This window comes from Dactylosporangium sp. CA-092794 (assembly GCF_050948465.1).
Lineage (GTDB): Bacteria > Actinomycetota > Actinomycetes > Mycobacteriales > Micromonosporaceae > Dactylosporangium.
Genome location: NZ_CP192044.1, coordinates 7,796,163 through 7,810,212 on the forward strand (window position 1 = coordinate 7,796,163; position 14,050 = coordinate 7,810,212).

The 14,050-nt window shown below is 71.9% G+C and carries 10 protein-coding genes, 1 pseudogene and 1 riboswitch; of the genes and pseudogenes, 8 read left to right on the top strand and 3 right to left on the bottom strand.

What is annotated here, in order from left to right; genetic code table 11:
• Positions 1-144 precede the first annotated feature (144 nt).
• Positions 145-2,184 (top strand): prolyl oligopeptidase family serine peptidase, encoded by a 2,040-nt coding sequence (locus ACQPXD_RS33245; protein ID WP_432825291.1) that lies wholly within the window; start codon positions 145-147, stop codon positions 2,182-2,184.
• Here the strand turns inward: ACQPXD_RS33245 and ACQPXD_RS33250 are convergent.
• Positions 2,170-3,423: an MFS transporter gene (locus ACQPXD_RS33250; RefSeq protein WP_432825292.1), complete on the bottom strand. Its 1,254-nt coding sequence runs from the start codon at positions 3,421-3,423 to the stop codon at positions 2,170-2,172. The genes ACQPXD_RS33245 and ACQPXD_RS33250 overlap by 15 nt on opposite strands.
• A gap of 119 nt (positions 3,424-3,542) precedes the next feature.
• Between ACQPXD_RS33250 and ACQPXD_RS33255 the strand changes: the two genes are divergently transcribed.
• The 3 genes from ACQPXD_RS33255 (at position 3,543) to ACQPXD_RS33265 (ending at position 6,575) form a co-directional block, all read left to right on the top strand.
• The gene (locus ACQPXD_RS33255; RefSeq protein ID WP_432825293.1) at positions 3,543-4,208 is read left to right on the top strand and encodes a hypothetical protein; all 666 of its coding nucleotides are present in this window, start codon (positions 3,543-3,545) and stop codon (positions 4,206-4,208) included.
• Between the two features lie 309 nt (positions 4,209-4,517).
• Entirely contained in the window at positions 4,518-5,291 is a 774-nt protein-coding gene (locus ACQPXD_RS33260; protein WP_432825294.1) for a helix-turn-helix domain-containing protein, read from the top strand.
• A gap of 30 nt (positions 5,292-5,321) precedes the next feature.
• Complete coding sequence (locus tag ACQPXD_RS33265; RefSeq protein WP_432825295.1) at positions 5,322-6,575, top strand: 4-hydroxybenzoate 3-monooxygenase; 1,254 nt, start codon at positions 5,322-5,324, stop codon at positions 6,573-6,575.
• On the opposite strand, the gene ACQPXD_RS33270 is transcribed toward ACQPXD_RS33265, so the two are convergent.
• A complete protein-coding gene (locus ACQPXD_RS33270; protein WP_432825296.1) occupies positions 6,556-7,791 on the bottom strand; it encodes a chorismate-binding protein in 1,236 nt (411 codons plus the stop codon). The genes ACQPXD_RS33265 and ACQPXD_RS33270 overlap by 20 nt on opposite strands.
• 132 nt (positions 7,792-7,923) lie before the next feature.
• Between ACQPXD_RS33270 and ACQPXD_RS33275 the strand changes: the two genes are divergently transcribed.
• Entirely contained in the window at positions 7,924-8,133 is a 210-nt protein-coding gene (locus ACQPXD_RS33275) for a DUF5999 family protein (protein ID WP_432825297.1), read from the top strand.
• A gap of 26 nt (positions 8,134-8,159) precedes the next feature.
• On the opposite strand, the gene gcvP is transcribed toward ACQPXD_RS33275, so the two are convergent.
• Positions 8,160-10,985, bottom strand: coding sequence for an aminomethyl-transferring glycine dehydrogenase (gene gcvP, locus ACQPXD_RS33280; RefSeq protein WP_432825298.1), 2,826 nt, complete (start codon positions 10,983-10,985; stop codon positions 8,160-8,162).
• Between the two features lie 83 nt (positions 10,986-11,068).
• A riboswitch (glycine riboswitch) is annotated at positions 11,069-11,168 on the bottom strand.
• Between the two features lie 33 nt (positions 11,169-11,201).
• On the opposite strand from gcvP, the pseudogene ACQPXD_RS33285 reads away from it, so the two are divergent.
• From ACQPXD_RS33285 to ACQPXD_RS33295, 3 genes and pseudogenes are all read left to right on the top strand, one after another.
• A pseudogene (locus ACQPXD_RS33285) lies at positions 11,202-11,855 on the top strand (nucleotidyltransferase domain-containing protein); the annotation flags it as partial.
• 522 nt (positions 11,856-12,377) lie between these two features.
• The gene (locus ACQPXD_RS33290) at positions 12,378-13,148 is read left to right on the top strand and encodes a nucleotidyltransferase domain-containing protein (protein ID WP_432844048.1); all 771 of its coding nucleotides are present in this window, start codon (positions 12,378-12,380) and stop codon (positions 13,146-13,148) included.
• Entirely contained in the window at positions 13,145-13,942 is a 798-nt protein-coding gene (locus ACQPXD_RS33295; protein WP_432825299.1) for a class I SAM-dependent methyltransferase, read from the top strand. Before ACQPXD_RS33290 ends, ACQPXD_RS33295 begins: the two co-directional genes overlap by 4 nt.
• The last annotated feature ends 108 nt before the right edge of the window (positions 13,943-14,050 follow it).

Here is a 14,050-nt window from a genome sequence, read left to right on the forward strand (position 1 = left end):
TCTGCCACGGTGTCTCGACAGCGTGCCGGTCGTAGCGGCCGTGAAGATTGCACCGCCCGCAATCCGAACAACATTCACAGAGAAGGCAGTATGAAGCGCCCGTCGCGGTGGGCGAACCCGCCGCCCTTCGGTCAGACTGACGGGATGACGGAAACGATCACCCGGGAAGACGCGTACCTCTGGCTGGAAGACGTCGAAGGCGAGCGGGCACTGGCCTGGGTCCGCGAGCGCAACGCGGAGACCGCCGCCGCCCTGACCGGCAATGATCGCTTCACCGAGCTGTGCGACGGGCTGCGCGCCGTCCTCGACGCCGACGACCGCATCCCGATGATCGCCTGGCACGGCGAGCGCGTCTACAACCTGTGGAAGGACGCCGAGCACCCGCGCGGGCTGTGGCGGCGCACCACCCTCGAGGACTACCGCAGCCCGGAGCCGGCCTGGCAGACCGTGCTCGACCTCGACGCGCTCGCCACCGCCGAGGGCGAGAACTGGGTGTGGCAGGGGGTGACGTTCCTGCGCACCGGCCCGCTCGCCGGCGAGCGCCGCTGCCTGATCGCGCTGTCGCGGGGCGGCGCCGACGCGTCCGTGGTGCGCGAGTTCGACGTCGACACGCGCTCGTTCCTCGCCGACGGGTTCACCCTGCCCGAGGCGAAGAGCGACGTGAGCTGGATCGACGAGGACCGCATCTTCGTCGGTACCGACCTCGGCCCCGGCACGATGACCTCGTCGGGCTATCCGCGGCAGGTGCGGGTCTGGCGGCGCGGCACGGCGCTGGCCGACGCACCGGTGATTTTCACCGGTACCGAGAGCGACGTGTCGGTGCGCGCCTCGACCGACCCCAGCGCCGAGGGCGAGCGGGCGATCGTCCGCCGCTCGCTGGACTTCTTCCACGCCGAGCGGCACGTCTACGCCGGCGGCGAGCTCACCCGGATCGACGTGCCCGACGACGCCGGGGTGGACGTGCACCGCGAGTGGCTGCTCATCCGTATTCGCACCGACTGGCACGTCGGGGGTACCACCCATCCGGCCGGCACCCTGCTCATCGCCCGGCTGGAGGAGTACCTGGCCGGCGGCCGGGACCTGACGGTGCTGTTCAGCCCCGACCCGCACACGTCGCTGTCGTACACCGACTGGACCCGCACCGGCCTGATCCTGGTGCTGCTCGCCGACGTGCGGAGCCGGCTCGAGCTGCTGCGGTACGACGGCGGCGAGTGGCACCGCACGGTGCTGGGCAGCGAGCTTGGCCAGACCGACGTGTGGGACACCAACGCCGACGCCGACGAGCAGTACCTGCTGCAGTCCAGCGGCTTCACCCTGCCGCCGACGCTGCGCCACGGCGTGCTCGGCGGCGGCGCGCCGCAGACCCTCAAGCAGGGCCCGGCGTACTTCGCCGCCGACGGGATCACCACCCGGCAGTTCTTCGCCACGTCGGCGGACGGCACGCAGGTGCCCTACTTCGTCGTTAGCCGGCCGGACGCCGGCCCCGGCCCCACCCTGCTGTCCGGGTACGGCGGCTTCGAAGTGTCGCGCGTCCCGGCGTACAACCCCATCATCGGCCTCGGCTGGCTGGCCCGCGGCGGCACGTATGTCGTCGCCAACATCCGCGGCGGGGGCGAGTACGGCCCGGCCTGGCACCGCTCGGCGCTGCGGGAGAAGCGGCCGCGGGCCTACGAGGACTTCGCCGCGGTCGCCGCCGACCTGGTCGAGCGGGGCATCACCACCCGCGACCAGCTGGGCATCGAGGGCGGCTCCAACGGCGGGCTGCTCATGGGCGTGATGCTGACCCGCTACCCCGACCTGTTCGGCGCCATCGTGTGCGCGGTGCCGCTGCTGGACATGCGCCGCTACCACCTGCTGCTGGCCGGGGCGTCGTGGATGGCCGAATACGGCGACCCCGACAACCCGGACGACTGGGCCTACCTGTCGCTGTTCTCGCCCTACCAGAACGTGCGCGACGGCGTGCCCTACCCGCCCACCCTCATCACCACCTCGACCCGCGACGACCGGGTCCACCCCGGCCACGCCCGCAAGATGGTGGCCCGGCTGCGCGAGCACGGCAAGGACGTCACCTACTACGAGAACATCGAGGGCGGCCACGGCGGCGCGGCCGACAACGCCCAGCTGGCCTACAAGTGGGCGCTGGCCTTCGAGTTCCTGTGGCGGACCCTGTCAGGCGACCGCTAGGGCCACGCGCTCCTCGGCGGCGACGTGCCGGCGGGTGGTGCGGCGGTAGCGGTACACCTGGACCGCGCCGACGCCCCACAGCACATACTGCACCGCGAACGCCCACCGGAAGGCGCCGAGCGACGGATGCTCGGCGCCCGGCGCGGTCTGCAGGTCCAGCAGCACCCCGACGGTGACCGTGAGCAGGATCGAGGCCACGAAGCTGCCGACGTTGACGATCCCCGTCGCCCCGCCGATGCGGTTGGCGGGGTTGTAGGAGCGCGCGTAGTCGAACCCGATCATCGAGCCGGGCCCGTTGATGGTGAGCACCAGCACGAGCCCGATCAGCAGCCACAGCGGCGCCCGGCCCGGCCACAGCAGCACCACGGTCCAGGCCAGCGCCGAGGCGCCGACGATGCTCAGGACGAGGTTGGAGCGGTGGTACGGCAGCCGCCCGCAGAAGTGCCCGACCACCGGCCCGAGGACCAGGCCGCCGACGGTCAGCAGGGACAGCAGCAGCGCCGCCGTGTCGGGCGCGAGCCCCTCCCCCTGTGTCAGGAACGGGTAGCCCCACAGCAGCGCGAACACGCCGCCGGAGAACCCGGTCACGAAGTGCGTCCACAGCCCCAGCCGGGTGCCCGGGTGCGCCCACGACGTGCGCAGGCCGAGCTCCCGCCGCAGGCTCGGCGCGGGCACGCCGTCCGCCTTCGGCGGATCGCGCAGCACCGCCACCACCATCAGCACCGCGACCGCGCCCAGCCCCGCCGCGGCGACGAACGTCACCGTCCAGCCGGCGTGGCGCAGCAGGAGCACGAGTGGTACCGCCGAGGAAAGCGCACCCAGCTGGCCCACCATTCCGGTCAGCTGGACCATGAGCGGATTGCGCCGGGGCGGGAACCACAGCGCGACGATGCGCAGCACACTGATGAACGTCATCGCGTCACCCACACCGATGAGCACGCGCGCGGCGATCGCGGTGCCGATGTCCCCGGCGAAGGCGAAGACCAGCTGCCCGGCGAGCATCAGCACCCCGCCGGCGGCCAGCAGCCGGCGCGAACCGAACCGGTCGAGCAGCACGCCGACCGGGATCTGCATGCCGGCGTACACCGCCAGCTGCGCCACGGACAGGATCGACAGCAGCGCGGTGCCCACACCCAGGCGCTCGGCGGCGGAAACCCCGGCCACGCCGAGGGAGGAACGGTGGAAGACGGCGACAATGTACGCGAGGAGCCCGACGCTCCACATGAGGTAGCGGCGCATAGCAACCTCGACGCTATCGGTCCGCGACCCGATCACGACGATTATGTGACGCCCTCAACTGTGGGTTTGCAGACACCGCCTACGCTGTCGGGGTCTGCTTTGCCGTTTTGAGGACAGTCATGACCGACCTGACCGCCCTGACCGACCGGCCCATCGCCTGGGAGCACTCCGGCGACGGCGAGTTCCCGTACCACGCCGAGATCGACGGCCGGACGCTCACCGTGCGGGTCAACGACTTCCCGGCCGAGCCGCTCTACACCCTCATCGTCGACGGCGCGGAGCTCGCCGACCTCGACGACTGGCCGTCGACGTGGCGCCGCCCGCCCATCCCGAACCACCTGCTCGACCTGATCGCCCGCCCGGTGACCACCACCCTGCTGTGGACCTGGGCCCGCCGCATCTGCGGCGTGACCACCGAGCACGCCGCCGAGGTCGCCGCGTTGCTGGGCCTGCCCGCCCCGACCCAGGACGAGTTCGGCCGCCTCTTCGTGCACCCGAGCCCGCCCGGCACGGCCTGGCTGCAGCTGTCCATGAACGACCGCGCCGGCCTGGCCTCGGTCGAGATCCGCTTCACCGAGCCCGCCCTGACCCGCGCCGACCTGGACGCCTGCTTCGGCGCGAGCCAGAATGTGCCCCGCGTGCACTGGGACTCCCCGTACCTGACCGCCCACCGCGTCGCCGTCGCCGACGCCCCGTTGACCTGCACCCTCTTCGCGAAGTTCCACGAGGACCCGCACCCGGAAACCCGCTCCTTCGAAATCCTCCTGCGCCGCGACCACCACTGACTCGTTACTGCGTTGCCACAATGCGCAACATCGGCCGCCGGCGGGGCGGTGCCCGGCGCGGAGCGACCGCGGTGCCCGGCGCGGAGCGACCATGGTGCCGGGCGCCACGGACCTGCACCGGCACGCCGGCACACCGCCGACGCCGGCCGCCGGCGGGCATGGCGGCCAAATGGTGCCCGGCCTGCGCGTCCCGACGCGCCGGGCGGGGCGCGGTCAGCGATCTGGCCGCCATCGCCATCGATCCGAGGCCACTCACATGGCGATCCTTGGCCCGCCGCCGGTGCCGTACCACCGGTAAGCTGACGGCCGATGCCGGAAACCCGCCAAGCTTCCCTGCCGCCCGCGACGCTCTGGGTGGCGACGTCTCATGGCGGGGGCTGGATCCCGCACGGCTTCCACCTCCACACCCACTCGCACGCCCACGGGCAGCTGGTGTACGCGGCCGCCGGCGCCCTGGCCACCACGACCGAACGCGGGACCTGGGTCGCCCCGGCCAACCGGGTGACGTGGACGCCGCCGGGGTTCGGCCACTCCCACCGCTTCTACGGCAGGACCGACGCCCGCCTCGTCGCCGTCCCCGCCGACCTCTGCGACGCGCTCGTGGCGCACCCCAGCGTGTTCGCGGTGAGCCCCTTGCTGCGCGAGGCCCTCCTGGCCCTGACCGATCGGCCGGAGACCCGGCCCGGCGCCTACGAACGGCTCCGCGCGGTGGTGATCGACGAACTCGCCGAGACCCCCGAGCAGTCCCTGCACCTGCCCGAGCCCCGCGACGACCGGCTGCGTGCCGTCACCGATCTCCTGCACGCCGATCCCGGCCGGGCCGCGACCCTGGCCGAGCTGGGACGAGCCGCGGGGGCGAGCGAGCGCACCCTCAGCCGCCTGTTCCACAGCGAGCTCGGCATGAGCTTCCACCGCTGGCGCACGATCCTGCGCATCCACCACGCCCTGGTCCATCTCGCCGACGGGCGGTCCGTCACCGAAACCGCGACGGAGTGCGGGTGGTCGAACCCCTCCAGCTTCATCGACGCGTTCACCGAGGTCGTCGGGCAGACGCCGGGTCGGTACCAAGCAGACTCGAGGTAGCCCGGGAAGTTGGCGGCTTTTCGGCATTCGGTGGCCGTTCACCGGTTGGCGGTATCCGCTGCCGAGGCCACAGTGGTGCTCGTCCACGCACTGGCCGCTTGCTTCAGGGAGGCACGGAAGTCCATGAATACCGCCGTCGTTATCGTGGGGGCCGGGGTCGCCGGCCTCACCCTCGGCAATTTCCTGCAGCGCAACGGCATCGGCTGCATCATGCTGGAAAAGCACAGCCGGGAGTACGTCGAGCAGCGGCAACGGGCCGGGACCATCGACAGCCGCGGTGTGCGCATGTTTCGCGAGTGGGGGCTCGAAGCGGTGGTGGAGGGTGACCCCATCCCGCAGGCGGAAGGCGGCTTCTTCATCGACGGAGCAGAGCTCCCGGTCGAGTTCGAGGACGACGACAACAGCGACAGTCGCTTCTGCCCCCAGCAGGTCCTCGTCCGCAACCTCACGGACGTGTTCCTGCGCGGCGGCGGAGACCTGCGCTTCGAGGCCGTCGACGTTTCCCTGGAAGGCGTCGACGGCGAGCGTCCCGTGGTGCGCTATCGCGACGCCGCCGGTTCGACGACGGTCATCGGTTGCGACTTCGTCGCCGGGTGCGACGGCGACCGGGGCGTCAGCCGGGCGACCATCCCCGCCGGCGCCCTGACGCGGTACGCCCACGAGTACGGCTATGCCTGGCTGAGCGTCCTGGCCGAGGTACCGGCGAATCCCTCCGGCATGGCGATCCACTCTCGCGGGCTCGCCGGCGTGATCCCCCGCGGCGCGACCGCCAGTCGCCTCTACCTGCAGATCCCGCTCGACGACACCGTCGCGCAGTGGCCGGACGAGCGCATCTGGCGCGAACTGGACGCTCGGTTCGGCACGCCGGTGGCGACCGGCCGGATCATCGACAAGCAACTCGTGCCGCTGCGGAGCGTGGTGTACAGCCCGATGAGCTACGGCCGGCTGTACCTGCTCGGCGATGCGGCACACATCGTCCCCCCGATGAGCGCGAAAGGCATCCACCTGGCCCTGTACGACGCCGAGGTGTTCGCCCGGGCCGTCATCCAGCGGATCCAGAAGGACGATGCGAGCCTGCTCGACAGCTACTCCGAGACCTGTCTGCGCCACATCTGGAACTATCAGGCGTTCGCCGCCTGGATCACCGAGGTCATGCACAATGCCGGCGATGCCTCCTACGCGGGAGAGTTCCGCAAGCAGATCGCCCGGGCGGAACTGCAGCGGCAGTGGACCTCCCCGGCGGCGAACCGCCTGTTCGGCGAGCTCACCGCCGGCGTGAACTAAGCACGGCCTTGATCGGGGCGGTCTTCGCGGCCGCCTCGGCGACCTCGGCGTCCGGGTCGCTGTCCCAGACGATGCCGCCGCCGGCCCACAGGTGGGCGCGGCCGTCGGCGACGGCGACCGTCCGGATGGTCAGGCCCAGGTCGACCTCGACGTGGCCGTCCGGGCCGTGGCCGAGCCAGCCGCAGGCGCCCATGCTCGGGCCGCGGCCGACCGGTTCGAGCCGGGTGGCCACGTCGATCGCGGCGAGCTTCGGGGCACCGGTCACCGAGCCGCCGGGCCAGACCGCGCCGAGCAGCTCGGCCAGCCCGACGCCCGGGGCGAGCCGGGCGCTGACCGTCGACTCGGCCTGCCACAGGCCGGACCAGCGGCGGATCGCGAACAGTTCCTCGACGCGCACCGAGCCGACCTGGGCCACCCGGCCCAGGTCGTTGCGCTCCAGGTCGACGATCATGACGTGCTCGGCGCGCTCCTTCGCCGAGGCGAGCAGGTCGGCGCGGCCGGCCGGGGTGGCGGGGCGGGTGCCCTTGATCGGGCGGGTGACGGCGCGGCCGCCGGCCACGGCCACCAGGGTCTCCGGGGAGGCCGAGGCGACCCACCAGCGCTCGCCGCGCAGCACGCCGCCGTAGCGGGCGCCGGGCAGCGCGGCGACGCGAGCCAGGGCGGGGGCGGGGTCGCCGGCGAACGGGGCGGCGGCGTGGCCGACGAGGTTCACCACGTAGACGTCGCCGCGGGCGATGGCGGCACGCACCTCCTCGACCGCGGCGGCGTGCTCCCCGGGAGTCCAGCTCGGCGTCCAGTCTCCGGCGGGGCCCGAAGCAGGGCCGGCGCCAGGTGTCCGATTCCCGACAGTTCCGACAGCTCCGGATGGCCGAGAACCCCCGGACGGGTGGGCAGTTTCGTCGTGGGCATAGGCGATGGCGACGAGATCGGGCACGGACGGGGCCGGGGATGACGTCACGGAGGGTGGCGACAGTAGCACCGCGATCCCACAGACGGAGGAGTCTGTCACCCTCCGTGTTGCCCCGAGGTCACTCACCGGTACTCCGTGTGATGCCGCGAAGGCACTCAGCAAGAACAGAGGGTCACCACCGTCACCAACCCGCCACTCGATGCGGGAGCGTTCCCAGACGCTCCCGCGACAAGCGGCGGGTAGCCCGGGCGGGTGAAGATCCACAGTCTCGGGCCAGTACCCGACGACCGGTCCTAGTGTGCTCATACGAAGGGTGGATTATCCCCAAAATGTGTCGTCACATGTTCGGAATAGTGTCGTTGGCCGTAGTAGCGTGCATCACTGGTCAAGTGAACAACCACACAGACCTCAACTGAATCTCTCAATCGGAGACCCCCGATGCTCTGCCAGCACCAGCCAGCCTGTCCAACCGCCGCCGACGTCGACCGTGAGGCCGCCCGGATCACCCACAGCCACCCTGAGCAGGGCTGGAGCCTCCTATGCAACGGTGTGATCGTCTTCGAGGACACCGGCGAACTGCTCCCGGACTGCAGCGTGATCGAACCGCACCGGGGGCCGGCGCCACACACGCTCGTCGGTGCGGCGTAGCGTAACGCTGTGTAGTTAACCCGCCGTCACTCTTCGTAAGCAGAGGCCGGTGGGCACGAGCAGACCAGGTTACGGTCGCCGTAACTGTCGTCGATCCGGCGGACCGGCGGCCAGTACTTCGCCTCGCGGGCCGACGCGCTCGGGAAGGCCGCCACCGACCGCGGGTAGGCGTGCTCCCACTCGTCGGCCGTCACGACCGCCGCCGTGTGCGGCGCGTTGACGAGCGGGTTGTCGCCGGCGGGCCACTCGCCCGCCGCGACCCGGTCGATCTCCCCCTTGATCGCGATCATCGCGTCGCAGAAGCGGTCCAGTTCGCCCAGGTCCTCGCTCTCCGTCGGCTCGACCATGAGGGTGCCGGTGACCGGGAACGACATCGTCGGGGCGTGGAAGCCGTAGTCGATGAGCCGCTTGGCCACGTCGGCCACCGTCACGCCGGTCGCCTTGGTCATCCCCCGCAGGTCGAGGATGCACTCGTGGGCCACCAGGTCGTCGGCGCCGGTGTAGAGCACCGGGTAGTGCTCCCGCAGCCGGGCCGCCACGTAGTTCGCCGCCAGCACCGCGATCGCGGTCGCCTTGGTCAGCCCGTCCGGGCCCATCAGCCGCAGGTACGCCCAAGGAATCGGCAGGATCCCGGCGGAGCCCCACGGTGCCGCCGACACCGGGCCGACCGCGGCGTCGGTGGTCAGGAACGGATGCGACGGCAGGTACTTCGCCAGGTGCGCGCGCACCGCCACCGGCCCGACGCCGGGCCCGCCCCCGCCGTGCGGGATGCAGAAGGTCTTGTGCAGGTTGAGGTGCGACACGTCGGCGCCGAACTTGCCGGGCTTGGCGTAGCCGAGCAGCGCGTTGAGGTTGGCGCCGTCGACGTAGACCTGCCCGCCCGCCTCGTGCACCTTGGCGCACAGGTCGGCGATGGCGGTCTCGTACACCCCATGGGTCGACGGGTAGGTCACCATGATCGCGGCGAGCCGGTCGCGATGCTGCTCGATCTTCCGCTCGAGGTCACCCAGGTCGACGTTGCCGAGCTCGTCGCAGGCCACCACCGCGACCCGCAGGCCGGCCATGACGGCACTGGCCGCGTTGGTGCCGTGGGCGCTGGACGGGATGAGGCACATGTCCCGCTGCGCGTTGCCGTGATCGAGGTGGTACGCCCGGATCGCGAGCAACCCGGCCAGCTCGCCCTGCGATCCGGCGTTGGGCTGCAGGCTCACCGCGTCGTAGCCGGTCACCTCGGCCAGCCAGCGCTCCAGGTCGCCGATCAGGCGGCGGTACCCCTGGGTCTGCGACGCGGGCGCGAACGGGTGCATGTTGGCGAACTCGGGCCAGGTGATCGGCTCCATCTCCGCCGTCGCGTTGAGCTTCATCGTGCACGAACCGAGCGGGATCATGCCGCGGTCGAGCGCGTAGTCCTTGTCGGAGAGCTTGCGAAGATACCGCAGCATCGCGGTTTCCGAACGGTGGCTCGAGAAGACCGGATGGGTCAGGTACGCCGAGGCGCGGCGCAGCTCGGCCGGCATGACGTCGGTGGTGTCGAGCTCGGTGACGTCGACGTGCGAGAGCCCGAACGCGGCGAGCACGTCGCGCACGTGGCCGAACGTGGTCGTCTCGTCGCAGGCGATGCCGACCCGGTCGGCGTCGACCCGGCGCAGGTTGATCCCGCGCGCGGCGGCCGCCTCGACGATCTGTCCGGCCTGGCCCGGTACCACCGCGGTGACGGTGTCGAAGAACGCCCGGTGCTCGGCGGTGACCCCGCCGGAGCGCAGCCCCGCAGCGAGCCGGACGGCCATGTCGTGGGTGCGGGCGGCGATCGCGCGCAGCCCCTCCGGCCCGTGGTACACCGCATACATGCTCGCGACCACGGCGAGCAGGACCTGGGCGGTGCAGATGTTGCTGGTCGCCTTCTCCCGGCGGATGTGCTGCTCGCGGGTCTGCAGGGCGAGCCGGTAGGCGGGCGCGCCCCCGGCGTCGCGCGACACGCCGACGAGCCGGCCCGGCAGCGTGCGCTCCAGCCCCGCCCGGACCGAGATGTAGCCGGCGTGCGGCCCGCCGAAGCCCATCGGCACCCCGAAGCGCTGCGCGCTGCCCACGGCGACGTCGGCGCCGATCGCACCCGGCTCGCGGAGCACGCACAGCGCCAGTAGGTCGGCCGCGACGGTCACGATCGCCCCGCGCTCGTGGGCCCGCGCGACGAGCGCCTCGTGGTCGCGCACCGCGCCGGACGCCCCCGGATACTGCAGGTGCAGCCCGAAGAACTCCTCCGGCAGCTCCTCCACGGCCACGTCGACCACGCGCACCTCGATGCCGAGCGGCAGCGCCCGGGTCCGGATCACCGCGAGGGTCTGCGGCAGCGCGTCGGCGTCAACGACGTACACGTCGGACTTGACCTTCGACGAACGCCGCGCCAGCGTCATCGCCTCGGCCGCCGCGGTCGCCTCGTCGAGCAGCGACGCCCCGGCGACCGGCAGACCGGTCAGGTCGGCCACGACGGTCTGGAAGTTCAGCAGCGCCTCGAGCCGCCCCTGACTGATTTCCGGCTGGTACGGCGTGTAGGCCGTATACCAGGACGGGTCCTCGATGACGTTGCGCCGGATCACCGGCGGCGTGTGCGTGCCGGAGTAGCCGAGCCCGATCATCGACACCAGCGGCCGGTTGGCCGACGCCAGCGCCCGCAGCTCGGCCAGCACCTCGGCCTCGGACGCCGCGAGCGGCAGGTCCAGCGGCTCGTGCCAGCGGATCGAGCCCGGGATCGCGGCGCTCATCAGCTCCTCGACCGACTCGTAGCCCACGGTCTTGAGCATGCGGGCCTGCTCGTCGGCGGAGGGGCCGATATGCCGGGCGGCGAAACTCGTCATAGCCACACTCTCTGGTTCGCGTCTGGGAGGACAGGGGCGGTGCGATGCGCTCCCTCCCCCTCTGTCGCAGACTCCAGAGGCGCCAACCCGTCGCGGTCCTTTTGCCTGAGAGGTTCCGGGGAGGATTTGCCCCTTCGGCGCCGGTCATCCCAGGGGGCAACCGGTCTCTCGCGCGCGGGTGTTGTCGGCCCGCCTACCCTACCTCGTGTGCAGGACTTGACCATCGTGTCGTCGCACACGATCTACTCGGCGATCGTGGGCTCCCGCGCCTACGGCCTGGCCGGTCCGGATTCCGACACCGACCGCCGAGGCGTCTACGCGGCCCCGGCGGAGCTGTTCTGGCGCCTGGACAAGCCACCCACCCACGTGGAGGGCCCGCTGCCGGAGCAGTTCTCGTGGGAGGCCGAGCGCGCCTGCACCCTGGCCTTGGCGGCCAACCCGACCGTCTGGGAATGCTTGTCCTCGCCGCTGGTCGAGCACATCACCGACGCCGGCCGCGCCCTGCTCGACCTGCGCCCCGCGTTCCTGTCCCGCCGCGCCGCCCGCACCTACGGCGACTACGCCCGCGACCAACTGGCCAAGCTCACCTCGGTCAAGGCCCGCACCGGCGAGGTCCGCTGGAAGCAGGCGATGCACATGGCCCGCCTCCTGCGCGCCGGCGCCCACGTCCTGCGCACAGGCGAGGTCCTGGTCGACGTCTCGGCCGCCCGCGACGAACTGCTGGCCATCCGCCGCGGCGAGCTGAGCTGGGAGGATTTCGTCGCCCTGGCCGCCGACCTGGAGTCGGACCTGGCCCGCGCCGCCGCCACGACCACCCTCCCGGACGAGCCGGACCGCGGCGCCGTGGACGACTTCCTGTTCGCCCTCCGCTCTCCCGCCCCGCCCCCTGCCCCGCCGGTCACTCAGCCCTCTCCCGTCCCGGCCGCGGGCACGCCAGCCCAGGCAGGCACTTCCGAGCCGGACCCGGCCGCGACCACGAACGCGCCGCCGCACGCGGGCACCGCAATGCCCGACCGGCCCGCGACCACGAACACGCCGCCGCACGCGGGCACCGCAATGCCCGACCGGCCCGCGACCACGAACACGCCGCCGCACGCGGGCACCGCAATGCCCGACCGGCCCGCGACCACGAACACGCCGCCGCACGCGGGCACCGCAATGCCCGACCGGCCCGCGACCACGAACACGCCGCCGCACGCGGGCACCGCAATGCCCGACCGGCCCGCGACCACGAACACGCCGCCGCACGCGGGCACCGCAGTGCCCGACCGGGCCGCGATCACGGGCGCACCGCCGCATGCGGGCACCGCGCCGGACCGGGCCACGGCCGCGGGCGTGCCGTCCCGGGCCGGCGCGGCCTCGCCGGGCCGGGCAGCGGCGCCGGGCAAGTCCATGGCGGAGGCGGGCGTGCCGGAGTGGGCGGGCGAGGTGGCGGATGCTCACCCCTATCCGCTGATCTTCGCGACGGTCAGCGGGGCCCACCTGTACGGGTTCGCGTCGGTCGACTCGGACCTCGACCTCCGCGGGTGCCACGTGCTGCCGCTGGAGCGGGTCGTGGGCCTGGAGACGGGCCCGGACACGGTCCAGACCGGCGGCGAGCGCGACGGCATGGAGCTGGACGTCGTGAGCCAGGAACTGGCCAAGTTCATCCGGCTACTGCTGAAGCCCAACGGCTACGTCCTCGAGCAACTCCTCTCTCCGCTGGTGATCCGTACCTCGTCGCTGCACGAGGAGCTGAAGTTCCTGGCCCCGCACTGCCTGACGCCCGAGCACGCGCGGCACTACCTGGGCTTCGCCGCCGGGCAGTGGCAGCTGTACCAGAAGACCGGCGAGCTGAAGCCGGCGTTGTACACGCTGCGCGTCCTGCACACCGGCATCCACCTCCTGCGCACCGGCGAGGTCGAGGCCGACCTGCGTGTGCTCAACACCCTCCCCTACGTTCCGGACCTGATCGAGGCCAAGCGCGCCGGTGAGCACGACCTCCTGCCGCCCGCGGTGGTCTCCGCCGAGGTCCTGACCGCGGACGTGGCGCGGCTGACCGCGGAACTGGAGGCCGCCCGCGACGCGTCGAAGCTCCCGCCAGCGCCGTCGGCCGGGCCGGCCCTGCACGACCTCCTGATCCGCACCCGCCTGTCCGATACGCCGACGAAGGCCACGGCATGACCGATTTCGATCACCCGCCGTCCCACCCGACATCGCCGCCGCCGTCAACCCAGGCATCACCGCCGCCGTGCTCGGACGGAGCGGCGCTGTCAGGCAGACCGGTGCCAGAGCGGCCAGGCGGACCATTGCCGTCGGACACACGGAAGCCATCGGACCGACCGGAGTCGGCACGCTCGGGCGGAGCGGGGCCGTCGCCGGAGCGGGCGGCGGTCATCGCGGCGTTCCACGGCGGGCTGGACGGGCCGTCGTGGCGTATTGCGGGCTGGGGCAGCGCCAGGTTGCAGCGCGTCCGGTTCGACGCGCTGGTCCGGACGAGCGGCTACCGGGGCGGCACCGTGCTCGACTGGGGCTGCGGGCCCGGTGATCTCTACTTTTTCCTGCGCTCCATGAACCTCCCGCTGGCATACGCCGGCGTCGACATCGACCCGCGCATGGTCGAGCTGGCCCGGTCTCGTGGTGTGCCGAATGTCGAGCTGCTCTCGCCCGGACGTGCTCCCGTCGGCGAGGTCGACTACGTCTTCGCCAGCGGGATCTTCCAGTTTGCCGATCCCGCTGACCCGTTCTACTACCTCGACATACTAGAACACGCGTACGACATTTCTCGACTGGCCGCCGCCGCGAACTTTCTCAGCGGGCAGCGCCGGGAGGAGGATCGGGCCGAGGACGAGTTGTACGCCGATCCGGCGGTGCTGGCGCGGTTCGCGGGGGCGCTGACGGACCGGTGGGTGATCGACCACGGCTACCACCCGGCCGGAGCCGACTTCACCATCGCGCTGCTCAAACAGCCCAGCTGAGCGACGAATCAAACAGCCCAGCTGAGCGACCAATCAAACAGACCAGCTGAGCGACCAATCAAACAGCCCAGCTGAGCGGCGAAGGAAACAGCCCAGCTGAGCGATGGA